20 protein-coding genes are annotated in these 23,157 nt (G+C 70.6%); 13 read left to right on the top strand and 7 right to left on the bottom strand.

The genetic code is table 11. From position 1 onward, the window contains the following. Positions 1–110 precede the first annotated feature (110 nt). Together H0X91_RS14525 and H0X91_RS14520 are read left to right on the top strand one after the other, a co-directional pair. A complete protein-coding gene (locus H0X91_RS14525; protein ID WP_006497547.1) occupies positions 111–536 on the top strand; it encodes a VOC family protein in 426 nt (141 codons plus the stop codon). A 132-nt stretch (positions 537–668) separates the two neighbouring features. Beyond that, positions 669–1,253: a flavin reductase family protein gene (locus tag H0X91_RS14520; RefSeq protein ID WP_006481567.1), complete on the top strand. Its 585-nt coding sequence runs from the start codon at positions 669–671 to the stop codon at positions 1,251–1,253. Positions 1,254–1,292: 39 nt separating this feature from the next. Here H0X91_RS14520 and H0X91_RS14515 read toward each other — a convergent pair whose 3' ends face one another. Next, on the bottom strand, positions 1,293–2,189 hold the full coding sequence (locus tag H0X91_RS14515) for a LysR family transcriptional regulator (protein WP_062884601.1): 897 nt from the start codon (positions 2,187–2,189) through the stop codon (positions 1,293–1,295). A 97-nt stretch (positions 2,190–2,286) separates the two neighbouring features. Here H0X91_RS14515 and H0X91_RS14510 point away from each other — a divergent pair, with 97 nt between their 5' ends. The 3 genes from H0X91_RS14510 to H0X91_RS14500 are packed head-to-tail and all read left to right on the top strand — an operon-like array spanning position 2,287 to position 5,294. Further along, positions 2,287–3,585 (top strand): CitMHS family transporter, encoded by a 1,299-nt coding sequence (locus H0X91_RS14510; protein ID WP_006497544.1) that lies wholly within the window; start codon positions 2,287–2,289, stop codon positions 3,583–3,585. A 39-nt stretch (positions 3,586–3,624) separates the two neighbouring features. Beyond that, on the top strand, positions 3,625–4,983 hold the full coding sequence (locus tag H0X91_RS14505; RefSeq protein ID WP_058901355.1) for an acyclic terpene utilization AtuA family protein: 1,359 nt from the start codon (positions 3,625–3,627) through the stop codon (positions 4,981–4,983). After that, positions 4,983–5,294 carry an AtuA-related protein gene (locus H0X91_RS14500; RefSeq protein ID WP_058901356.1) on the top strand — a complete coding sequence of 104 codons (312 nt, stop codon included), beginning with the start codon at positions 4,983–4,985 and terminating at the stop codon, positions 5,292–5,294. The genes H0X91_RS14505 and H0X91_RS14500 overlap by 1 nt, the downstream gene beginning before the upstream one ends. A 32-nt stretch (positions 5,295–5,326) precedes the next feature. Here the strand turns inward: H0X91_RS14500 and H0X91_RS14495 are convergent, their stop codons facing one another. Together H0X91_RS14495 and H0X91_RS14490 are read right to left on the bottom strand one after the other, a co-directional pair. After that, positions 5,327–6,148, bottom strand: a complete 822-nt coding sequence (locus H0X91_RS14495; RefSeq protein WP_058901357.1) for a carbon-nitrogen hydrolase family protein — start codon at positions 6,146–6,148, stop codon at positions 5,327–5,329. A 388-nt stretch (positions 6,149–6,536) separates the two neighbouring features. After that, positions 6,537–7,334 (bottom strand): helix-turn-helix transcriptional regulator, encoded by a 798-nt coding sequence (locus tag H0X91_RS14490; RefSeq protein ID WP_062884778.1) that lies wholly within the window; start codon positions 7,332–7,334, stop codon positions 6,537–6,539. 260 nt (positions 7,335–7,594) lie between these two features. On the opposite strand from H0X91_RS14490, the gene H0X91_RS14485 reads away from it, so the two are divergent. Further along, positions 7,595–8,419 (top strand): hypothetical protein, encoded by an 825-nt coding sequence (locus tag H0X91_RS14485; protein WP_034200708.1) that lies wholly within the window; start codon positions 7,595–7,597, stop codon positions 8,417–8,419. A 40-nt stretch (positions 8,420–8,459) separates the two neighbouring features. On the opposite strand, the gene H0X91_RS14480 is transcribed toward H0X91_RS14485, so the two are convergent. The 3 genes from H0X91_RS14480 to H0X91_RS14470 form a co-directional block, all read right to left on the bottom strand. Further along, positions 8,460–9,389 (bottom strand): phosphatidate cytidylyltransferase, encoded by a 930-nt coding sequence (locus H0X91_RS14480; protein ID WP_006481850.1) that lies wholly within the window; start codon positions 9,387–9,389, stop codon positions 8,460–8,462. Positions 9,390–9,426: 37 nt separating this feature from the next. After that, positions 9,427–10,059 carry a lysophospholipid acyltransferase family protein gene (locus H0X91_RS14475; protein ID WP_006481857.1) on the bottom strand — a complete coding sequence of 211 codons (633 nt, stop codon included), beginning with the start codon at positions 10,057–10,059 and terminating at the stop codon, positions 9,427–9,429. Positions 10,060–10,161: 102 nt separating this feature from the next. Then, positions 10,162–10,449 carry a hypothetical protein gene (locus tag H0X91_RS14470; RefSeq protein ID WP_153260034.1) on the bottom strand — a complete coding sequence of 96 codons (288 nt, stop codon included), beginning with the start codon at positions 10,447–10,449 and terminating at the stop codon, positions 10,162–10,164. Between the two features lie 76 nt (positions 10,450–10,525). On the opposite strand from H0X91_RS14470, the gene H0X91_RS14465 reads away from it, so the two are divergent. From H0X91_RS14465 to H0X91_RS14450, 4 genes are all read left to right on the top strand, one after another. Further along, positions 10,526–11,131 carry a CDP-alcohol phosphatidyltransferase family protein gene (locus H0X91_RS14465; RefSeq protein WP_006481852.1) on the top strand — a complete coding sequence of 202 codons (606 nt, stop codon included), beginning with the start codon at positions 10,526–10,528 and terminating at the stop codon, positions 11,129–11,131. 78 nt (positions 11,132–11,209) lie between these two features. Beyond that, on the top strand, positions 11,210–12,979 hold the full coding sequence (locus tag H0X91_RS14460) for a bifunctional alpha/beta hydrolase/class I SAM-dependent methyltransferase (RefSeq protein WP_006497536.1): 1,770 nt from the start codon (positions 11,210–11,212) through the stop codon (positions 12,977–12,979). Continuing rightward, positions 12,976–14,385, top strand: coding sequence for a phosphatase PAP2/dual specificity phosphatase family protein (locus H0X91_RS14455; RefSeq protein WP_058901358.1), 1,410 nt, complete (start codon positions 12,976–12,978; stop codon positions 14,383–14,385). Before H0X91_RS14460 ends, H0X91_RS14455 begins: the two co-directional genes overlap by 4 nt. Beyond that, a complete protein-coding gene (locus tag H0X91_RS14450; RefSeq protein WP_034200706.1) occupies positions 14,385–14,837 on the top strand; it encodes a hypothetical protein in 453 nt (150 codons plus the stop codon). Before H0X91_RS14455 ends, H0X91_RS14450 begins: the two co-directional genes overlap by 1 nt. A gap of 205 nt (positions 14,838–15,042) precedes the next feature. On the opposite strand, the gene H0X91_RS34975 is transcribed toward H0X91_RS14450, so the two are convergent. Continuing rightward, on the bottom strand, positions 15,043–15,387 hold the full coding sequence (locus H0X91_RS34975; RefSeq protein ID WP_230205684.1) for a hypothetical protein: 345 nt from the start codon (positions 15,385–15,387) through the stop codon (positions 15,043–15,045). 300 nt (positions 15,388–15,687) lie between these two features. Here H0X91_RS34975 and bcsB point away from each other — a divergent pair, with 300 nt between their 5' ends. From bcsB to H0X91_RS14430, 3 genes are read left to right on the top strand one after another with little or no spacing between them, the layout of a single operon-like run. Next, positions 15,688–18,021 (top strand): cellulose biosynthesis cyclic di-GMP-binding regulatory protein BcsB, encoded by a 2,334-nt coding sequence (gene bcsB / locus H0X91_RS14440; RefSeq protein WP_062884600.1) that lies wholly within the window; start codon positions 15,688–15,690, stop codon positions 18,019–18,021. Positions 18,022–18,024: 3 nt separating this feature from the next. After that, positions 18,025–19,254, top strand: a complete 1,230-nt coding sequence (gene bcsZ, locus H0X91_RS14435; protein ID WP_034195702.1) for a cellulose synthase complex periplasmic endoglucanase BcsZ — start codon at positions 18,025–18,027, stop codon at positions 19,252–19,254. After that, entirely contained in the window at positions 19,239–23,144 is a 3,906-nt protein-coding gene (locus H0X91_RS14430; protein WP_062884599.1) for a cellulose synthase subunit BcsC-related outer membrane protein, read from the top strand. Before bcsZ ends, H0X91_RS14430 begins: the two co-directional genes overlap by 16 nt. The last annotated feature ends 13 nt before the right edge of the window (positions 23,145–23,157 follow it).

Raw genomic sequence — 23,157 nt, 5'->3', positions numbered from 1 at the left:
ATCGATTCCATTTGTGAATCGCAAAACTATATATTGATTTAATTTTTGCTCGGCCTTGTCTACCATGATGCCGTCCTCGCGCCACGCGAGCGTTTCTTCACGAGGCCATCATGAGTCTTTCCCCGTTTCACCTGGCGATTCCGGTCTACGACCTGCCGGCCGCGCGCGATTTCTACGGCCGCGTGTTCGGGCTGGAAGAGGGGCGCTCGAGTGCGCAGTGGGTCGATTTCAACTTTTACGGGCATCAGCTCGTGATTCACGAGCATCCGAAAACGGCGTCGCAGGAAGGCGCGCATACGAATGCGGTCGACGGCCACGACGTGCCGGTGCCGCATTTCGGGATCGTGCTCGACTGGCCGAGCTGGGAAGCGCTGGCCGAGCGGCTGCGCGGGTTCGGCGTGACGTTCGTGATCGAGCCGTACGTGCGGTTCCAGGGGCAGGTCGGCGAACAGGCGACGATGTTCCTGTTCGATCCGTGCGGCAATGCACTCGAATTCAAGGCGTTTCGCGACATCGGGCAGTTGTTCGCGAAGTGACCGGCGGCGGCGCCAGCGCCGATTGACGTTGGGTGCGAGAATGCGGCCTTCGGCCCGGCCGCGCGCAGATGCGACGGCCGGCACCGCGCCGCACGGTATGGGTCCGTGCGCATCGTTTTCCAAGGAACCCGTATGGACAGTCACATCGCGCCGGTGGCGCTGAACAAGGCCTACCGTCTCCTCAATCACGGCCCGACCGTGCTCGTGTCGGCCCGCCACGACGGCGTCGACAACGTGATGGCCGCCGCCTGGGCGTGCGCGCTGGACTTCCTGCCGCCGAAGCTGACGGTCGTGCTCGACAAATCCGCGAAGACGCGCGAGCTCGTCGAACGCAGCGGCACGTTCGTGATCCAGGTGCCGACAGCCGCGCAACTGCAACTCACGCATGCGGTCGGCAGCCACAGCCTCGCGGAGCGCCCCGACAAGCTGCGCGAAGCGGGCGTCACGCTGTTCGACGTCGACGGCCACGACCTGCCGTTCGTCGCCGGCTGCTCGGGCTGGCTCGCATGCAGGCTGATTCCGGAGCCGCACAACCAGCAGACCTACGACCTGTTCATCGGCGAGGTGGTGGCTGCGTGGTCCGACACGCGCGTGTTTCGCGACGGCCACTGGTATTTCGAATCGGCCGATCCCGCGCTGCGCAGCCTGCACTACATCGCGGGCGGCAATTTCTATGCGATCGGCGAATCGCTGCACGTCGATCCGGACGCGCAGTAAGCGCCGAACGACGACCTTTCCTGCGTCGGGGCGCGCGGCTTACGTGCGCTTTTTCAATTCCGCCAGCATGAGGTCGGCGAACGCCTGCGCGACACGCGGCAGTGTGCGCCCGCGCTTCGCGACGAGCGCGATCGGCCGCACGAACGCCGGATCGTCGATCGGCTTCGCGACCAGGTCGGGTTCGGCGCGCACCTCGCGGGCGGTCGCGGGCAGGATCGTCACGCCGAGGCCGCCGCGCACCATCGCGACGGCCGTCATCATGTAGGTCGGCTCGCACGCGATGTCGGGCGTGCAGCCGGCCGCTTGCAGCGCGGCATCGACGACGCTGCGCACGCTCGTGCCCTGCGCGGTGAGCACGAGCGGCACGCCGGCGACGTCGGCGGTGGCGACGCGGCGCTTGCGCGCGAGCGGATGATTTTTCGGGCACACGGCGACGAGCCGGTCGGCGCCCGCATACAGCACCTCCAGCGACGCATCGAACGTATCGCCGCCGGTCAGCCCGAGATCGGCTTCCCCGTTGCGCACCAGCGCGGTGACGAGGCTCGCGACGCCGTCGCGGATCTCGAAGCCCGCGCGCGGCACGTCGCGCCGGAACGACTGGATCAACTCCGGCAGCACGCTGGACGCGAAGGTCGGCAGGCACGCGAGCCGCACCGTGCCGCTCGTGCCTTCGCCAAGCGCGCGCGCATCGCGCAGCACGCGTTCCATGTCGTCGAGCGAGCGCTGCAACAGCGGCAGCAACTCGCGCCCGGTCTGCGTGAGCGCGACGCTGCGGCTGTTGCGGTCGAACAGGCGCGCGCCGACGATGTCCTCGAGCCGGCGGATCTGCACGGTCAGCGCCGGCTGCGACAGATGCAGCCGCGCGGCGGCGCGCGTGAAGTTGCCGGCGTGCGCGACGGTGACGAACGCGCGAATGTCGCGGAGATTCAGATCCATAACGATTCGTGATTGCTACGATCAAATCATTTCAATTGTGCTATCGCTGCGGCGACCTTACGCTCGTCTCCAACAAAAGACAAGGTAGGAGACACGGATGCTGCCGTTACTCGGGCTTGGCACGATCGTCGTGCTGCTGGCCGCGATTCTGTCGAAGCGGATGTCGCCGCTCGTCGCGCTGATCGTCGTGCCGATCGCCGCATCGCTGCTCGGCGGCTTCGGGCTGCACACCAGCAAGTTCGTCATCGACGGGCTGAAGGGGCTCGCGCCCGTGGTCGGGATGTTCGTGTTCGCGATCCTCTATTTCGGGACGATCACCGACGCCGGCACGCTCGACCCGATCATCGACCGGATCCTGCGCGCGGTCGGCACGCGGCCGACGCGCATCGTGATGGGCACGACGCTGCTCGCGCTGCTGATTCACCTCGACGGCTCGGGTGCCGTCTGCTTTCTCGTGACGATTCCGGCCGTGCTGCCGCTGTACGACCGGCTGAAGATGGACCGGCGCGTGCTGGCCGCCGCCGTGTCGATGGCCGCCGGCATCAACTTCTTGCCGTGGACCGGGCCGATGATCCGGGCGTCCGCGTCGCTGCACCTGCCGGTGTCGGCGCTGTTCAATCCGCTGATTCCGGTGCAGGCGATCGGGCTCGTGTTCGTGTTCGGCGTCGCGTACTGGCTCGGGCGGCGCGAGGAGAAGCGGCTCGGCCTGTCGCGCGACGACGCGTCGATTCCGCTGCCCAAGCGCGAACTGACGGCCGACGAGCAGGCGTTGCGCCGGCCGCACCTGTTCTGGTTCAACCTCGTGCTGACGCTCGTCGTGCTCGGCACGATGGTCGTGATGGGCGAGAAGATTCCGCCCGCGATCATGTTCATGGTCGGGCTGTGCATCGCGCTGATGGTGAATTACCCCGACGTCGACATGCAGCGAAAGCGCATCGACGCGCATGCGCGTGCCGCGCTGATGATGGCCGGCATCCTGCTCGCGGCCGGCGTGTTCACCGGCATCATGCAGGGCAGCGGGATGCTGAAGGCGATGGCGCAGGCGGCGGTCGGCTTCGTGCCGCCGTCGATGGCCGGCCACATTCCGGTGGCGCTCGGCCTCGCGTCGATGCCGCTCAGCATGCTGTTCGATCCCGATTCGTTCTACTTCGGCGTGCTGCCCGTGATCGCGGAAGTGGCCGGCCAGCTCGGCGTGCCGGCCGTGCAGGTCGGACAGGCGGCGTTGCTCGGCCAGATGACGACGGGCTTTCCGGTCAGCCCGCTCACGCCTGCGACGTTCCTCGTCGTCGGCCTGTGCGGGATCGAGCTGGCCGAGCATCAGAAATTCACGTTTCCGCTGTTGTTCGGCGCGTCGATCGTGATGACGATCGCGTGCGTCGTGCTCGGCGTCTTTTGATTCTTCCCGGCGGGCGTTTCGCCGGACGACGGTACGGACATGACAGCAAAGCAACCTGAACGGCGCGTGCGCATCGGCGCGGGCGCCGGCTACTCGGGCGACCGGATCGAGCCCGCGGTCGAACTGGCCGAACACGGGCAGCTCGACTACCTGGTCTTCGAATGCCTGGCCGAGCGCACGATCGCGATCGCGCAGCAGGCGCGGCGCAACGACCCGGCGCTCGGCTACGATCCGCTGCTCGATGCGCGGATGCACGCGGTGCTGCCGGTCGCGGCGGCCCGGCGCGTGCGCATCGTGTCGAACATGGGCGCGGCGAACCCGCGCGCGGCCGCACGGCGTACCGCGCGGATCGCGCAGTCGCTCGGCATCGCGGGGCTGAAAGTCGCGGCGGTCGAAGGCGACGACGTGCTCGACGTCGTGCTGCGCGGGGCGTTCCGCTTCGAGGAATCGGGCGACGCAGTCGCCGCGTATCGCGACCGCATCGTGTCCGCGAACGCGTATCTGGGCGCCGCGCCGATCGTCGACGCACTCGCGGCCGGCGCGGACGTCGTGCTGACCGGGCGCGTCGCCGATCCGTCGCTGTTCGCCGCGCCGCTGATCCATGCGTTCGGCTGGCGGATGGACGACTGGGACCGGCTCGGGCAGGCGACCGTCGTCGGCCATCTGCTCGAATGCGCGGGGCAGGTGACGGGCGGCTATTTCGCCGATCCCGGCTACAAGGACGTGCCGAATCTGGCGCGGCTCGGGTTCCCGATCGGCGAGGTCGCGGCCGACGGCGCGGTCGTGATCACGAAGGTGCCGCATGCGGGCGGCCGCGTGAGCGCGGCGACCTGCAAGGAACAGCTGCTCTACGAGATTCACGACCCGGCACGGTATCTGCAACCCGACGTCGTGGCCGATTTCACGCGCGTGGCGGTCGCCGAGGAAGCGGCCGATCGCGTGCGCGTGACGGGCGGGCGCGGCACCGCGCGGCCCGATACGCTGAAGGTGTCGGTCGCGTATGTCGACGGCTGGATCGGCGAAGGCCAGATCTCGTACGGCGGCCCCGGCGCGCTCGCCCGGGCGCGTCTGGCGCTCGACATCGTTCGAGAGCGGCTCGCGCTGACCGGCGTCGCGGCGCGCGAGCTGCGCTTCGACCTGATCGGCGTCGATGCGCTGTATGGCGACGCGACGCCGGCCGTGCGCGGCGAGCCGGCCGAGGTGCGCGTGCGGGTGGCCGGCCGCGCGGCGAACGCCGCCGAAGCCGCGCGGATCGGCAACGAAGTCGAGACGCTCTATACGAACGGACCGGCCGGCGGCGGCGGCGCGTTCAAGTCGACGCGCGAGGTGATCGCCGTGCAGTCGGTGCTGCTGCCGCGTGCGGCCGTGACGCCGTCGTTTTCATTCGTGGAGGCCTGATGCAACTGCGTGAACTCGCGCATGCGCGCACCGGCGACAAGGGCAATACGCTGAACGTGTCGGTCATCTGCCGCGATCCGCGTCATTACGACCATCTGCGCATGCATGTGGATGCGGAAACGGTGAAGGCATGGCTCGCGGGCATCGTGCACGGCGACGTCGTGCGCTACGAACTGCCGGCGCTCGGCGCGTTCAACTTCGTGCTGCGCGATGCGCTCGGCGGCGGCGTGACGCGCTCGCTCGCGCTCGACGCGCACGGCAAGTCGGTCAGTTCGGCGCTGCTCGCGATCGAGGTGCCCGACCCGGCGTGACGACGGCGTCGCGGCCGGGACGCGGCAGGTGCTTACGGAATCAGCAGTTCGCGACGGCCGTCCGCGTGCGCGATGCGCTCGCCGGCGATCTGCAGGCGCTGATCCCGACGATAGTCGTACACCGCCCGCGACGCGGCGAGCTGATCGAAATCGAGTTCGATCGCGTGCCGCGATTCGGTGTTGCCGGCTTCGAAGATCAGGTCGCCGAACGGGTCGACCGCGAGGCTGCCGCCGGCGAACACGACGTCGTGGCTGCCGCCGCCGACGCGGTTGGCGACCGCCGCGAACACCTGGTTCTCCATCGCGCGCGCCGTCACCGACGTGCGGTGGACGTTGCGGTATGGCTCCATGTTGCCGTCGGTCACGAGGATCAGTTGCGCGCCGAGCGCGGCGAGCGCGCGGCCGGTTTCCGGGAATTCGCTGTCGTAGCAGATCAGCAGGCCGATCCGCACGCCGCGCCATTCGACTGTCGCGTAGCGGTCGCCGGGCAGCACGACGCCGTGCTCGCCGACCCACAGGTGCGTCTTGCGGTAGCGCAGCGCGATGCCGTTCGGCGTGACGAACACGGTCGTGTTGTAGAAGCGGCCGCCATCGTTCTCGATCAGCCCGACCACGACCGCGACGTCGCGCGCGCGGGCGGCCGCGATCACCGCACCGACGCTCGGGCCGTCGAGCGGCTCGGCGAGTTCGGCGAGATTCGACGGATCGAGGAAGCCGGTGAGCTGCGCTTCCGGGAACATCACGAGGTCGGTGCCGGGTGCGCAGGTCGCGATCGCTTCGAGCGTGCGCCGCAGGTTGGTGGGCGTGTCGCCGTCGCGGCCGGCGAGCTGCACGATGTCGAGCTTCAGCTTCATGGGTGGTTTCGGGGGCAGTGGCCCGTCGCGACAGGCGGCGGAGCGGTTGGAACGAGGTCCTAGTATGCGCCGAACCCTGTCGTTGCCCATCCCGCCGACGTGCTAACCCGTTGGGGGTATTGATCTCGTGAACGACGTGCGGGCAGCCATGAAAAAAAACGCCGACCCTTCGGAAAGGGTCGGCGAACAGGTCCTGACTGACGAGGAGGTGCCATCAGAACCCAGGCCAGCGTCTGCCGCCCGTTTCGTGTCGAACGGGCAGACCGGATCGGATCGCGCAAGGATAGGGGCGTGCCGTTCGTTTGCACAGAAGGCGCAGCCGATAGCGCGTATCGGCGGTACGGGAGGGGCGCAATGCGGGCCGCGAGCGCGTCACGCCGCCCGATCGTCACGTATCGGTCTGCGCCTTCAGGAACAGCGCAAACAGTTCAGACTGCGAATTGATCGTGAGCTTCACGTAGATGTTGCGCCGGTGCACCTTGACCGTTTCGGCCGAGATGTCCAGCTTGCTCGCGACTTCCTTGTTCGAGCGTCCGCTCAGGATCAGCCGGATCACGTCGAGCTCGCGCGCGGTGAGCGGCGTGCCGAGCCGTGCCATCGCGTGCTCGAAGCCGTTCCCGGCATCGGCGCCGGGCCGGCGCGACGGAGCCGGTTCGGCCAGCATGGGCTCGTATGCGAGGCGCTGGCGCATCAGCGCGGCGACCCACGGCCGTACCAGGTCGAGCAGTGCCACGTGTTCGGGGCTGAAGCGCCGCTTGCTGCCGAGCGACAGGCACAGCGTGCGCGTGTCATCGAGCACGACGTTGAACTGCACCTCGTCCTCGACGACGTTGTGCGTGAAATAGCGCGTGTAGTACTCGGTGTCGCGAAAGCACTCGGGCGCGACGTCGGACAGCCGGAACAGGCCGCTCGTCGGCGCGTCGCGGTTCGCGATGTAGAACGGGTCCAGCAGGTACAGTCCCTGCACGTAGTCGCGAAACAGCGGATCGGGGCCGCCGCCTTCGTACGCGCATTCGGCGAACACCTGCGGGCGGCCGTCGCCGAACGTCAGCGCGACCCAGCTGTCGACCGCGACGTATTCCTCGATCAGCCGGATCAGCGACAGCCAGAAACCCGGCTGGTCGAGCGTCTCGATGAGCCGCCCGACCGAGCGGTGCCAGGCGACGTCCTGCAAGGTCAGGTTCATGCGGGTGTCCATGTCGGGGGGGCGGCCGTACGGCGCGTGCGGCGCCGCGCCGTGCGTGGACGCGACGGCCTCGCCGGCCGATTCCCGCGCGCATCGTACGGAGCCTGGAGTGAAGAACGAGATCGTAACGCCGGCCGACGCGATTGGCGAGGCCGTGCGGCGTGGCCGGTGCGCGGCACCGGCATCGCGCCACGGCAACCGTGATCGTGCACACTTGCAACTTTCCGCAACGTTTCTTCCCGGCCAGAACGAACCTCGTCATGACCGTCCCGCACCGGAACACACGTCTCGAGCCGCTCGCGGCTTCGCTCGCCGCACTTGGCGCACTCGCGGTACTCACGGCGCTCTCCGCGCCGTCGCCCGTTCATGCGGCCGAGCCGGTCCAGCTTGACCGTTCGTTGAAGACCTTCGTCCACGACACGTACGGCAACTGGCGTGCCGACCGCAAGGGTTGGCAGGCAGACGGCGACGATTTCATCTATGCGCCGTGCGGTTCGCTGCGCGTCGCGACCGCGGACGGCCCGCGCATGCTGCTCGCGATGTGCGGCGAGACCGAGGCTGCGGTACAGAACGGAATGCCGGGCATGGATTCGGACGCGTCGACCGGCGCGATTGATTTGTACGTGCTGAAGCCGACGGCCGACGGCAAGACGCTCGAGCCGATCGTGAAGAGGACGCAGATCGCGTCGGGCCAGCGCGGCGAGCCCGGCACGGTGCGCATCGAGCGGCTCGGGCCGCACCTGTTCGGGTTCGTCATCGGCGAAGGGGACATGCGGCAAGGCTATACGCAAACCTTCCGGTCGATCTGGCTGCCGTACGGCAATGCGCTGGTGCTGGCGGCGGCGCGCATCGACGAGGCGCTCGACAATGCCGAATCGAGCGAATGTGCGAATGCGCGGGCGCGTTGCGAGGAACGGCGCTTCGAGATCGCGCCGGACTTGGCCGGCGCCGGCGACGTCTATCCGCTGACGGTCACGGAAACGGGCACGCGCGGCGGCAAGGCCATCCACGCGCGCCATACGGTGAAGTTCGACGCGGCACGGGGCCGCTACGTCGTGCCGAAGGCATTGCGCGAAGGGTACTGATGCTTCGCGCAGGCACGGGCGGCATGGCGCCGCCCGCGCCTCACACGTACAGATAGCGCACGAGGTGGAAGAACACCGGCGCGGCGAAGCAGATCGAATCGACGCGATCGAGCATCCCGCCGTGGCCGGCGATCATCGAGCCCCAGTCCTTCGTGCCGAGCGAGCGCTTGACGGCCGACAGCACGAGCCCGCCGACGAAGCCCGCGATCACGATCGCGAGCGAGATCCCGAACGCCGCGCCGAAGCTGAACGGCGTCACGCGATACAGCGAGGCGCCGCACAGCGTGGCCAGCAGGCCGCCGCCGACGAAGCCCTCGATCGTCTTCGACGGCGACAGCTGCGGCGCGATCTTGCGGCGTCCGAACAGCTTGCCGACCACGTATTGCAGCACGTCGCTGATTTGCACGACGAACAGGAAGAAGAACAGCAGCAGCGCGTTCTGCCCGGCGTAGCGCGGGATGTCGAGAATCAGCACGGCCGGCGCGTGGCTCAGCCCGTACACGCACACCATCAGCGCCCAGTTGATCTTCGCGTTGCGGCTCAGGAATTCGCGCGTGTCCTGCGTGAGCGCCGACACGAGCGACATCGCGAAGAACAGGTGCACCGGCACGAAGATCGAGTACATCCCGTACCAGTTGATGCCGAGCAGCAGGTACTGCACGGGGATCGCGACGAAGAACGCGATGAAGAGCGTCGTGTGGTCGCTCGCGGTGGTCGGCGTGAGCGTGATGAATTCGCGCAGCGTCAGGTACGACAGCAGCGCGAACACCAGATACGTGACGTTGTTGCCGAGGCCGATCGCGACGGCCATGATCGCGATCATCGCCCACCACGCGCGGATGCGCTGGTTCAGGTTGACGATGGTCGCGCTCGTGCCGCCGCTGCGCGCGCCGAGGATCGCGCCGATCACGGTCGCGACGACGAGCACGCCCGTGACGCCCGCGACCAGTTCCCAGAAGAGGGTTCGCATGGTTGATGTCCGGAAAAGGAAGAAGGGGGCGCCGCGTTCAGCCGGCGGGCCGCTGCGGCGGCGCGAGCGCGATGACCGCGTCGCGCATGCGGGCGAGGAACGTCGGCTTGTCTTCCTGAGCGCCGAGCGCTTCGTTCGCGCCGAAATGCACCTTGCAGATCAGCGGCACGGGCCAGATCGCGCCCTTCGGCATGATGCGCTGCAGGTTCTCGAGATAGACGGGCGCGAGCGCCACGTCCGGGAACTCGGTCGCGAGATGGAACAGCCCGCTCTTGAACGGCTGCGGCAATACGTCGGCGCCGCGCGTGCCTTCCGGGAAGATGATGATCGAGTGACCCTGCCGCAGCGCGTCGCGCACCGGATCGAGCGGGTCGCCCCCGGATTCGCGATGACGGTCGATCAGCACGACGTTCAGCAGCTTCTGCGCGATGTGGCGCTTCAGGTCGCTGCTGTCCCAGTAATCGCGCGCGGCGACCGGCCGCACGACCGCACGCACGTCGCGCGGCAGCGCGGCGAGGATCGCGAGCGTGTCGATGTGGCTCGTATGGTTCGAGAAGTAGATCTTCTGCGTCGGGGACGGCGGCGCCTGATGCCAGACCGGATACGCGCCGGCGACGAGCCGCACGATGGACAGCAGGAAATCGCGCTGCCAGACGTTGAGGATGTTCATCGGCGCGCTGCCTCCTGCCTGCATGCCCGGCCCGCTGCGCATGCGCGGCGGGCGGAACCCCGGAATGCCGGCGCGGCAGGATGCGCGCCGGACGGCTCTTGTTTAAATTTTTTCAAATTCGTGGCTGCCTGTCGCAGGTCCGCGATAATCGGACGATTCGCCGTCGCACGCTGTTGCGTCGCGGCGAATGCGCCGGTCGGCGGCGTGATAATCGGCTGTTGCACGAGTGCCCGTCTGCAGTTCGAATCGATCTCGCTGCGCTCGGGCCAGCGGATTATCGCGAGTTTCGCCAAAAAACGCCAGATTGGCGCCGCGCGGCCGGCCGGCCGCATGCTTGACGCATCGGGGCGGCTCGGCGACGATGAGGGCCGTTCCAGCCAGGCCGGCCAAGGCCGTTTCGCCGCCCGGGGCATCGCAGCGGGAAATGCATCCGACCGTGCCGCACGAATAAAACGAATACGAAACGATGAGCCTCTACGCACTCAAACCCAAATTCCAGAATCGTCTGCGCCCGTTCGCGAATTCGCTCGCCGAACGCGGCGTCACGGCCAACCAGGTCACGCTGTTCGCGGCCGGCGGCTCGATCGTCGTCGGCGCGCTCGCCGGGCTCGGCGTGTTCGCCCGCGCGCTGTTCCTGCTGATTCCGCTGTGGCTGTTCGCGCGGATGGCGCTCAATGCGATCGACGGGATGCTCGCGCGCGAGCACGGGCAGAAGAGCACGCTCGGCGCGTACCTGAACGAGCTGGGCGACATCGTCTCCGATGTCGCGCTGGTGCTGCCGTTCCTCGCCATTCCCGCGTTCGCTCCGGCGGACGTCTGGCTGTTCGCGCTGACGGCGGTGATCGTCGAATGCGCGGGGCTGATCGGCCCGCTCGTCGGCGCGACGCGCCGCTACGACGGCCCGTTCGGCAAGAGCGACCGGGCGCTGGCACTCGGCGCGTTCGCGCTGTGGATCGGCTTCGGTTTGCCGGTCGGCAGCGTCGCCGCGTGGCTGTGGCGGCTGCTGATCGTGCTGTCGATCGTGACGGTGGTGCGGCGCGTCCAGGCCGGCATCGCCGAAGCGGGCGGCTGACGGCAGCCGACGCGAAAGCCGGACCGGCGCCGGAGGGCGGCGCCGCACACATTCGAATAACGAAACGAGAGAGATCGCATGAGCGCACGCACGGCCCGTGAGGCCGACTTCATCACGCACGACGGCGAAACGCTGTTCTATCGTCACTGGCCTGCCACAGGCGCGCGCTGCCGCGGCGCCATCGTGCTGCTGCACCGCGGCCACGAACATTCGGCGCGCGTCGCGCACCTCGTCGACGAGCTCGACCTGCCGGAGTTCGCCTTTTTTGCATGGGACGCACGCGGCCACGGCCGCTCGCCGGGCGCGCGCGGCTACAGCCCGAGCGCGGCCGCGTCGGTGCGCGACCTGCAGACCTTCGTCGAGCATATCCGCGACACGCACGGCATCGCGATCGAGGAGATGGCCGTGGTCGGCCAGAGCGTCGGCGCGGTGCTCGCGGCGACCTGGGCGCACGACTACGCGCCGCCGATCCGCGCGCTGGTCGTCGCGTCGCCGGCGTTCCACATCAAGCTCTACGTGCCGTTCGCGCGGCCCGGGCTGCGACTGATGCACAAGCTGCGCGGGCTGTTCTACGTGAACAGCTACGTGAAACCGAAATTCCTCACGCACGATCCCGAGCGAATCGCGAGCTACGCGTCCGATCCGCTGATCACGCGGCCGATCGCGGTCAACATGCTGCTCGACCTGCACGATACCGCGCAGCGGATCGTCGCCGACGCGGCCGCGATCACCGTGCCCACGCAACTGCTGATTTCGGGCGCCGACTGGGTCGTGCATCGCGGCCCGCAGGACCGCTTCTTCGAACGGCTCGGCTCGGCGCGCAAGGAGCGCATCGTGCTGCCGGGCTTCTACCACGACACGCTCGGCGAGCGCGACCGTGCGCAGGCGCTCGCGCCGCTGCGCGCGTTCGTGCTGCGCGAATTCGATGCGCCGAGCCCGCGCGTGTCGCTCGTCGATGCCGACCGGCGCGGCGCGTTCCACGACGAATATGCGGCGCTCGGCCGGCCGCCGGCCAACGTGTTCGCGCGGGCGTACTGGGCGCTCACGCGCGCCGGCCTGAAGGCCGGCGGCGCGCTGTCGGACGGCATCGCGCTCGGGCTGCGGCTCGGCTTCGATTCGGGCTCGACGCTCGACTACGTGTACCGCAACCGCGCGCAGGGGCGGCTCGGCGTCGGCGCGCTGATCGACCGCACGTATCTCGATTCGCCCGGCTGGGTCGGCATCCGCCAGCGCAAGGTGCATCTGCAGGAACTGATCGGCGCGGCGATCGGCCGCCTGCGCGGGCACGGCTCGCCGGTGCGGATCGTCGACATCGCGGCCGGCCACGGGCGCTACGTGCTCGACGCGATCGCAATGGCCGCCGAGCGCGACGGCGCGGCGCCCGACGACATCACGCTGCGCGACTACAGCCCGCCGAACGTCGAAGCCGGGCGCGTGCTGATCGCGCAGCGCGGCCTCGAGCCGATCGCGCGCTTCGAGCGCGGCGACGCGTTCGACGAGGCGTCGCTCGCGACGCTCGAGCCGCGGCCGACGCTCGCGATCGTGTCGGGCCTGTACGAGCTGTTCGGCGAGAACGCGCTGATCGAGCGTTCGCTGCGCGGGCTCGCGCAGGCCGTGCCGCCGGGCGGCTATCTCGTCTATACGGGGCAGCCGTGGCATCCGCAGCTCGAATTCATCGCCCGCGCGCTGAACAACCACCGCGGCGAATCGACCTGGGTGATGCGACGCCGTTCGCAGGCCGAAATGGACGAGCTCGTCGCGCGGGCGGGCTTCCGCAAGCTCGACCAGCGGATCGACGAGATGGGCATCTTCACGGTGAGCCTCGCGCAGCGGGTCGACGCGTCATGAGCGCGCTCGGCGGCGGCACGGGCGCGGGCGGCGGGCTGACCGAGCCGGCGGCCGGCGCGCGCGACGCGTCGTTCGCGCTGCGCTTCGGCTGGCTCGCGGCGATGGGCGCGGTGTTCTTCTCGACCTACGGCTTCGCGAACTGGCTCGCGGCGCGCCGCGCCGCGGTGCCGACCTTCGCGTTCGGCTGGGAGCAGGCGATCCCGTTCGTGCCGTGGACGATCGTGCCGTACTGGTCGATCGACCTGCTGTATGCGCTGTCGTTCTTCTTCTGGACGCGCCGCGACGATCTGCTCGATCACGTGAAGCGGCTGCTGACCGTGCAGCTGGTGTCGGTCGCGTGTTTCATCGCGTGGCCGCTGCGCTTCGGCTTCGAGCGACCCGACGCGGGCGGCGTGGCCGGTGCGCTGTTCACGCTGCTGATGGGTTTCGACAAGCCGTTCAACCAGGCGCCGTCGCTGCATATCGGGTTGCTGGTCGTGCTGTGGGCCGTCTATGCGAAGCATCTGCGCGGCACGTTCGCCCGCGTCGTGCTGCATCTGTGGTTCGCGGCGATCGGCGTGTCGGTGCTGACGACCTACCAGCATCACGCGATCGACGTGCCGACCGGGGCGGCCGTGGGCTGTCTCGCACTGTTCCTGTTTCCGTTGCGCGATGCCGCGGGCCGACTGCCGGGCGCCGAGGCGTCGCCATCCGCGGCCGGCCGCGCGCTCGCGCGCCGCTACGCGTGCGGCGCCGCACTGATCGCACTCGCGGCGCTGGCGTGCGTGCCGCGCGCGCCGGGCTGGGCGCTGGCGGCAGGGTGGGTCGCGCTGGCGCTCGCCTGCGTCGCATGGGCTTATCGACGTGGCGCGCCCGGCGCGTTCCAGAAGGATGTGCACGGACGGTTACCGGTCTTCATCGGCTGGCTGCTCGCGCCGACGATCGCCGGCGCGTTCGTCAATTCGCGGCTGTGGACGTTCCGGCAGCCGGCGCCGGTGCGGATCGACGAGCGTGTGTCGATCGGCCGGACGCCGACGACGCGCGACATCCGGCGCGACGGCTTCACCGCGCTGGTCGACCTGACCGCCGAGATGCCGCGCTGGGCGGCGGCCGATGCAGCGCTCGCGTATGCGTCGGTGCCGCAGCTCGATCTCGTCGCCCCGACCGCGGCGCAGCTCGCGCAGGCCGTCGCGGCGCTCGAACGCCTGCACGGCGAGGGGCGCGACGTACTGGTCTGCTGCGCGCTCGGCTATGGCCGCAGCGTGCTGTGCGCGGCCGCGTGGCTCGCCGCGCGGCGCGGGCTGGCCGATGCGCGCGACGCGCTGGTCGCGGTGCGCGCGGTCCGGCCGCACGCGGTGTGGTCGGATGACGGCGTGGCCGTGCTGCAGCAGTGGATCGATCGCCGTCGCGATGCGGGGCGCGTGTGATGCGCGATCCGTCGGCACCGTTCAGGATTGCCGCCGCGCGCGGCGCGCTCGACGCGGGCGCATGGGCGCTCGTGGCCGCGCTCGCCGCGGCCGGCGCGGGTGGCTGGATCGCGGCGGGCTGGGCGCCGGCGACGCTCGCCCGCGTGCTGCTGGCCGCCGTCAGCGCGGGGGCGGGGATCGCGGCGCTGTGGTACGCGGTTCGTATCGAGATCGACCGGCGGTTGTTTGCCGCGCTGGCGCGGACGGTGGGCGACGACGGGGCGGTCGACGACGGGCTCGCGGCGCTCGATCGCGCGCTCGCCGATCTGGGCTGGATCGACGCGGCGAAGGCCGGGCGCACGCTCGACGCGCGCGTGCGCGGTGCGGTCGGGCTGTGCCGGGCCGCCGTGCTGGTGGCGATCGTGCAGTGGCTCGTCGTCGGGATCGCGATCGCGGTGTCGCCGATCGGTTAGCGAGGGGCGGTGCCGGTGCGCCGCGATCGTGTTCGATGGGTTTCCTGCAGCGTCTGGTTCGGGTGCGCGGTCGGTACGTTCTTCGTATGGGCGCCGTTGGTCGACCGTTTCACACCGCCGGTGCGGATAGCCGGCCGTAGCGCCCCTGTCGTTCGACCGATGCGCCGACCGGCCGCGCGCGGGCCGCGTGCGTCGCGCATGCGCGTCATCGCGGAGGCCGGGGGCGGGCGAAGCCGGAGCGCGCGCGATCGACGGCAACCGGCCCTGCGTCAGCGTGCTCGCAGGGGCCGGCCTCGGATTTCGCGATTTCGACCTGCGTCGCGCCGTTGCCCGCCCCGGTGGCGGATGGCGGCGTCGACGAATTGATCCAGGTCAGTTTTTCACGAAGAAAATACGTCGCGCGACGCGCGCTTGCGGTAGCATACGCGCCGCTCGCGGCAGCGCGTTCCGGGCGGCCTGCAACGGGCCGCCACCGGTGCCCCGGCCGGCCGCCGTGCGTCGGAACGACGCCGTTCCGGCCATCCGGCAGCAACGGCGCAATTCTTGCCATTCACTCTTCCTGCGCAGCATTTCCGACCGCATTGAGATTTTTTTCGCTTCTCAGTCGCGAATCACGGTAAGTTCTGTTCTATTTTTGAGATAGTGTGACGAATGGGCGGCCGCCGGTGCCAGGCGCGCCGCCGCGCGGCGAACCGATCATTGAAGAATCCGCCGCGTCGTTCCGATAAATGCAATCAGGCCATGAATGAGGGGAAGCAGAGGGGATGTGCACTTACGGGCATAGCTGCTTTGCGCGCGTCGCTTTCGACGCGCAGAAGGACGGGACCATCGTGACGAAGCGGAGCGGTGCATGAAGCCGGCCGTGTCGCTGTTCGTCCTCGCGACCGCGATGACCGGCGCTTTCCATGCGGCCGCGCTGTCGGCCGCGCCGATGCCGGCGGTGCCGGCCGCCGCTTCGACGGCCGCTGCCGGTCACGCGGCGGCGTCCGATGTCGCGCCCGCCGCGGGGCCCGTGGCCGCGCCGGCGGCGGCCAGCGCGCCGGCCGCCGGCCTGCCGGCGACGACCGTGCATGTGCCGTTCGCGTCGCTCGGCGCGTTCGATCCGCTGCGCCTGCGCGGCGCCGACGACGCGCGCACGATCAACGCCGGCGTGCGGCTCGACCGCGTGATCACCGGCGCGCGGTTGCGCCTGACCTACGCATATTCGCCGTCGCTGGTCTTTCCGCTGTCGCACCTGAAGGTGTCGGTGAACGGCGAGGTGGTCGCGACCGTCCCGTTCGACGCCGCGCGCGCGGGCCGCACGGTGACGCAAGAGATCCCGATCGATCCGCGCTACTTCTCCGATTTCAACCAGATCGGCCTGCGCCTGATCGCGCACTACACGCTCGACCATTGCGAGGATCCGTCGAACTCGGCGCTGTGGGCCGACGTGAGCCCGACGAGCGAGCTGATCCTCGACGAATCGCCGGTGCGCCTGCCGAACGATCTCGCGCTGCTGCCCGCACCGTTCTTCGACCGGCGCGACAACGGCCGCGTGCGGCTGCCGTTCGTGCTGCCGGCGACGGCCGATTCGGCGACGCTGCGCAGTGCGGGCGTGCTCGCGTCGTGGTTCGGCGCGCTGGCCGACTACCGGCATGCGCGTTTCCCGGTGTCGGCCGCGTTGCCGGCCGACGACCAGGCCGTCGTGGTCGGCACGGCCGCGACGCTGCCGGCCGGTCTCGCGCTCCCCCCCGTCAACGGCCCGCTGCTCGCGGTCGCCGACAACCCGGCCGCGCCGGGGCGCAAGCTGCTGGTCGTCACGGGCCGCACGGCGGCCGAGGTCGACGACGCGGTCGCGACGCTCGTGCTGGGCCGCGCGGCATTGTCGGGGCCGGCGGCGTCGGTCGCGCACGTCGATCTGGGCGCGCCGCGCAAGCCGTACGACGCACCGCGCTGGCTGCCGGTGAGCCGGCCGATCGCGTTCCGCGAGCTCGTCGACGATCCGCGCCAGCTCGAAGTGCGCGGCACGACGCCCGACGCGATCCGGCTGAACCTGCGCGTGCCGGCCGATCTGCATTCGTGGAACGGCGCGGGCGTGCCGATCACGCTGCGCTACCGCTACACGGCGCCGACCGTGCAGGACAACTCGACGCTCGCGGTCGAGATCAACGATCAGCTCGTGAAGTCGTACCGGCTCGGGCCGGCCCACGCCGAAGACGCGCACGGCCGCATGCAGCTGCCGCTGCTGTCGGTGCCGGAAGGGCGCGTGACGAGCGACGTCGACATTCCCGCGTTCCGCGTCGGCAGCGGCAACCAGCTGCAGTTCCGCTTCTCGCTCGATTCGCAGAAGACGGGCCTGTGTTCGAGCACGGCCACCGAGCCGCAGCGCGCGGCGATCGATCCGGATTCGACGATCGACTTCTCGCACTTCGTTCATTACGCGCAATTGCCGAACCTCGCGTTCTTCGCGAACAGCGGCTTCCCGTTCACGCGCTTCGCCGACCTGTCGCAGACGGCCATCGTGCTGCCCGAGCGGCCGTCGCCGCAGGAGCTCGAGGCCTACCTGACGATGCTCGGCCACATGGGCGAATGGACCGGCTTCCCGGCGCTGCGCGTGCAAGTTGCGCGGCCCGGCGACGTCGCCGCGCTGTCCGGGCACAAGGATCTGCTCGTGATCGACGGCTCGCCGGCGTCGCCGCTGCTCGCGCACTGGCGCGCGGCGCTGCCGCTCGCGATCGGCGAGCAGGGCGGCGCCGGCGGCGGCGCGACGCGCGTCGCGTTCACGGTGAAGGAGCGCTGGCGCAACGGCGTGGGCCTCGCCGACGGCGGCGCGCACATCGAACAGACGGGCCCGCTCGCGGCGCTCGCCGGTTTCGAGCTGCCGGGCAGCCGCGGCCGCAGCGTCGTCGCGCTGACGGCGACCGACCAGGCGCGCCTCGGCGATCTGCTCGACGTGTTCGAGAACGCCGGGCTCGTGTCGCAACTGCAGGGCGACCTCGCACTGGTGCGGCCGGGGCAGGTCGACAGCCTGCGGGTCGGCGAGCCTTACGTGGTCGGCTTCGTGCCGTGGTATGCGCGCGTGTGGACGGAGGCGGCGCGGCATCCGGTCGTGCTCGGCGCGGTCGGCGTCGTCGCGGGGCTGCTGCTCGCGCTCGGCGTGTTCAGCGTGCTGCAGCGCATCGCCGCGCGTCGACGGGGGATGTAACGGATGGCGCGGGCAATGACGAAGCGACGGGCAACGCGGCCGGCGCGGCGTGTCGGCGCGACGTTCGCGCTGGCGCTGGCGGTGACGTGCGCGGCGGCCGGCATGGCCACGCGCGCGCACGCCGCCGGGACTGGCGCGGCCGACGCGGCCGGCGCCGGCTGCAGCGTGGCGTGGCCGCGCTGGGACGCGTTCAAGCGAGATTTCATCTCGGCCGACGGCCGCGTGATCGACGTCGGCTCGGCCGATTCGCGCACGGTATCGGAGGGGCAGGCGTATGGACTGTTCTTCGCGCTGGTCGCGAACGACCGGCGCATGTTCGACACGATCCTCGCATGGACCGAGAACAACCTCGCGCAAGGCGACCTGAGCGCGCACCTGCCGGCGTGGCTGTGGGGCCGCGCGCCCGACGGCGCGTGGCGCGTGCTCGACGCGAACCCTGCGTCGGACGCCGACCTGTGGATCGCGTATGCACTCGTCGAGGCCGGACGGCTGTGGCGCGAGCGCAGCTATACGGCCCGCGGCGCGCTGCTCGCGAAGCGCGTGCTCGACGCCGAGACGGCGACCGTGCCGGGCCTCGGCCTCACGCTGCTGCCGGGGCCGACCGGGTTCAAGCTGGCCGACGGCCAATGGCGCGTGAACCCGAGCTATTCGCCGCCGCAGGTGATTCGCGCGCTCGGCGCGCGGCTGCCCGACGACCGTCGCTGGGCCGCGCTGGCGTCCAGTACCGGGCGCGTGCTGCTCGACACCGCGCCGAAGGGGTTCTCGCCGGACTGGGCGCTGTATCGCGCGGGCAAGGGTTTCGGGCCCGATCCGGACACGCATGCGCAGAGCGCGTACAACGCGATCCGCGTGTACCTGTGGGCCGGCATGCTCGACCGTGCCGATCCGCTCGCCGCGCCGCTGCTCGCGAAGTTCGCGCCGTTCGCCGATGCCATCGCCGCGCACGGCGCGCCGCCGGAGCGGGTCGATACGACGACGGGCGTCGCGGGGCCGAACGACGGCAACGGCGGCTTCTCCGCGGCGGCCGTGCCGTTTCTCGACGCGCGCGGCCAGCACGCGCTCGCGGATGCACAGGCGGCCCGCGTCGATACGCTCGCGCGCCAGTCGGCGCCCGGCTACTACACCAGCGTGCTGACGCTGTTCGGCCTCGGCTGGCGCGACGGCCGCTACCGGTTCGGGGCGGACGGCACGCTCGACACCCGCTGGGGAGACCGTTCGTGCGCCGCCCGCTGAAGTGCGCCGCGCCGCACGTCGCGGGATTCGCATGGCTCGCGTCGTCGGTGTGCGCGGCGGCGTCGGGCCCGGCGATCGCGAACTCCGCGACTTCGGCGACACCGTCGACCTCGGCCGCCGCCGATGCGCGGCGCGAACTCGACACCGCGCGGATGTGGGGCATCAAGCATCGCGACGATCTCGCGCGCGATGCGCTGCGCAAGGGCCTGCTGATTGCGCCGGGGGATCCCGAGCTGCTGGCCGAACAGGTGCGCGTGCTGCTGCGGTTGGGCGATGCGAAAGGCGCGCAGGCGTCGCTGGCGCGGCTGCAGGCGCAGTCGCCGAATGTGCCGGCCACGCGGCGGGTGGCCGACGAATACCGGGTCGCGACGAGCGGGCGCGGCGAGATGGCGCAGATCCGGCTGCTCGCGCGCAGCGGCCGTGCCGACGAGGCGGCACGGCGGATCGTCGCGCTGTTTCCGAACGGCGCACCGGCGGGCGCGCTCGGCGCCGAGTATTACCAGATCGTGTCCAATGCGCCGGGCGGGCGTGAGCCGGCGATCGCCGCACTGCGCCGCGCGATCGCGGCCGATCCGGGCGACACGAGCGCATCGGTCGCGCTCGCGCGGCTGTTGAACCAGCGCGACGACACGCGCGCGGAAGCGAACCGGATCGCCGCGTCGCTCGCGCAGCGCAACGACGCGGACCACACGGAAGCGATGGCGCTGTGGCGGCGCGTGCTGCAATCGGCCGGCAGCGATCCCGCGTATCTCGACGCGCTGCACGCGTATCTCGCGCTCGCGCCGGACGACACCGAATTCCGCGACCGCGCCGCCGGCCTCGATCGGCAGCGCGACGCGCGGCGCCGGCTCGAACGCGATCCCGACTACATCGCGCAACAGCGCGGGCTGCAGGCACTCGCGCGCGGCGATCTGGCCGCCGCCGATCCGCTGCTCGCGCGCGCCGCGCGGGCGCGGGCGGACGACGCCAATGCGCTGGGCGGGCTCGGCCTGCTGCGGCTGCGCGAGGGGCGGCACGACGAAGCGCGCGTGCTGTTCGCGCGGGCCGCGACGCGTGCGACCGACCAGCGCGGCAAATGGCAAAGCCTCGCGCGTACCGCGCAGTTCTGGGGGGTGCTCGCCCAAGGCCGTGAAGCGGCCAGTGCGGGGCGCCCGAAGGAGGCCGAGCGCGCCGCGCGGGCGGCGCTCGCGATGCAGCCGGACAACCCGGACGCGAAGTTGCAGCTCGCCGATGCGCTGCTCGCGCAGCGCGACTGGGCGCAGGCGGAGCCGTTGCTGCGCGGCTTGCTGGCCGCGCGTTCGCCGAGCCTGTCGGCCGTGCGCGACACGGCCACGCTGTACGAAAACACCGGCCGCGCGGACCGGATCGGCCCGTTGCTCGACGCGCTCCAAGGGCGCGTGACGGGCGCCGACGATCGCCGCGCGCTCGACGGCCTGCGCGGCGACCTGCTCGCGAACGAGGCGCGCGCGCTGGCCGACAAGGGCGCACGCGGGCCGGCCGCGCAGCGCTACGAGGCGGCCGTGCGCGCGGCGCCCGACGCGCCGTGGACGCGCTTCGCGCTCGCGCGCCTCTATCGCGACATGGGGCTGCCGCAGCTCGGCCGCACGGTGATGGACGACGGGCTCGCGCAGCGCGATACGCCCGAGATGCGCTACGCGAACGCGCTGTACCGCAACTCGCTCGACGATGTCGCGGGCGCTCAAGCCGTGTTGGCGCCGGTCGACGACGCGCACCGTTCGGACGGGATGCGCGCACTGGCGCGCAAGCTCGATGCCGAAAGCGCGCTGGCCGACGCACGCAGCGCGCACGCACGCGGCGACCGCGCGGCATTCGCCGCCACGCTCGCGCACGCGCAGGCGAGCGCACCGGACGATCCCGACATGCTCGCCGCGATCGGCGCGCAGTGGATCGACGCGGGCGAACCCGAGCGCGGCCTCGCGCCGCTGCGCGACTGGATCGCCGCGCATCCGCGCGAAGCCGACGCGGACGTGCGGCTGCGCTACGGCGACCTGCTCGGCCGCGCGGGGCGCGACGACGCGCTCGCCGCGTGGCTCGACACGCTGCGCCGCGACTCGTCGCTGACGCCCGCGCAGACCGCGCGGCTCGAGGATCAGTCGCTGCGGCTCGTGCTGCGGCAGACCGACGACGCGATCGCGCGACAGGACTACGCACAGGCGCGCACGCTGCTCGACCGCGCGAGCCCGGCCGGCCGGGCGGACAAGCGTTACGCGCTCGAACTCGCCGATCTCGAACGCGCGCAGGGCCATTACGATGCCGCGCGCGATGCGCTCGCGCCGATCGTGGCGCGCACGCCGGACGATGCCGATGTGCAGCTCGCGCTCGCCAGAATCGACGAGGACAGCGGCAACCGTGCCGCCGCACGCGCGCGCGTGCAGGCCGTGCTGGCGCGCACGCCGGACGACGACGTCGACACGCAACTGTCGGCCGTGCGCCGCCTGAACGCGCTGCGCCGCCCGGACGAAGCCGCGCAGGTCACCGACCGGCTGCAGGCCGCGTATCCGGCGCGCGCCGACGTGACGGTCGCGGCCGGACGCGTGGCCGAGGCGCAGGGGCGCTATGACGACGCGGCGTCGCTGTACCGGCTGTCGCAGTCGCAGGAACGCGCGACGGGCGTGAGCCCGGGCCGCGACGGGTTGACGCCCGCGCAGGCCGCGTTCGCGGATCTGCGGCAGCGGCGCAATCCCGAGATCGAGACCGGCTGGATACCCGCGTACAAATCGGGCGACGAAGGCATCTCGTCGTATCGCGCGCAGCAGGTGCCGATCTATATGCAGATGCCGGTCCGTTACGACGGGCACGTGTTCGCGCAGATCGACACCGTGCATCTCGACCCAGGCACGCTCGACACGAGCAACCCGGACGCCTATTCGCTGAAGACGTTCGGCACCTACGCGGCGCTCCGCGCGCAAAACGGGTTGCCGCCGCCATTCCAGCTGAATCAGCCGGCCGCCGCGCTGCTCGCGAATCCGCCGGGTTCGCTGCACCAGTCGACGACGGGCGTCGCGCTCGGCGCCGGCTATCTGTCGGACGCGTGGCGCGTCGATCTCGGCACGTCGCCGCTCGGCTTCCCCGTGCATTACCTGGTCGGCGGCGTGCGCTATCGCTTCGACGCGGGCCCCGCGAGCTTCTCGGTGAATGCGTCGCGAAGGCCGGAAACGAGCAGCGTGCTGTCGTACGCGGGGATGCGCGACCCGTGGACCGGCGCGGTGTGGGGCGGCGTGCGCCGCGACGGCGTGAACCTGCGTGCGTCGGTCGACGTCGGCCGCACGAACCTGTTCGCGGAGCTCGGCGCGGGCGTGCTGTCCGGCCGCAACGTCGAACGCAACGCGGAAGTCACGCTGCGCACCGGTTTCACGGTGCCCGTGTACGAGCGCGCGACGATGAAGCTCAGCACGGGGCTCGTCGGCAATGCGTGGCACTACGCGCAGAACCTGCGTTACTACACGTACGGGCAGGGCGGCTACTACAGCCCGCAACGCTACCTGTCGCTCGGCGTGCCGATCGAATGGGCGGGGCGGCGCGATGCGCTGTCGTGGGACCTGACCGTTACCGGCGGGATCTCGAACAGCTACGAAAAGGATTCGCTGTATTACCCGACGTTCTCGGACCAGCGCGCCGCGCAGGTAGCGGCCGGGTTCGTCTATGCGGGCAGCTCGACGCGCGGTGTGTCGTTTTCTTACGGCGTGAACGGCATCGTCGAGTATCGCGTGAACCCGCACCTGAGCGTCGGCGCGCAGTTGCACATCGACCGGTCGCACGACTATGCGCCGAGCTCGGCGCTCGTGTACCTGCGCTATGCGTTCGATGCGCGCGCGCCGCGCAGCTGGCTCGTCACGCCGACGCCGGTGCGGCTTTATTCGGATTACTAGGGACTAGGGGAAC

The organism is Burkholderia sp. 9777_1386 (assembly GCF_015712265.1).
Lineage (GTDB): Bacteria > Pseudomonadota > Gammaproteobacteria > Burkholderiales > Burkholderiaceae > Burkholderia > Burkholderia cenocepacia.
This window is presented reverse-complemented; position numbering and strand designations above follow the sequence as displayed.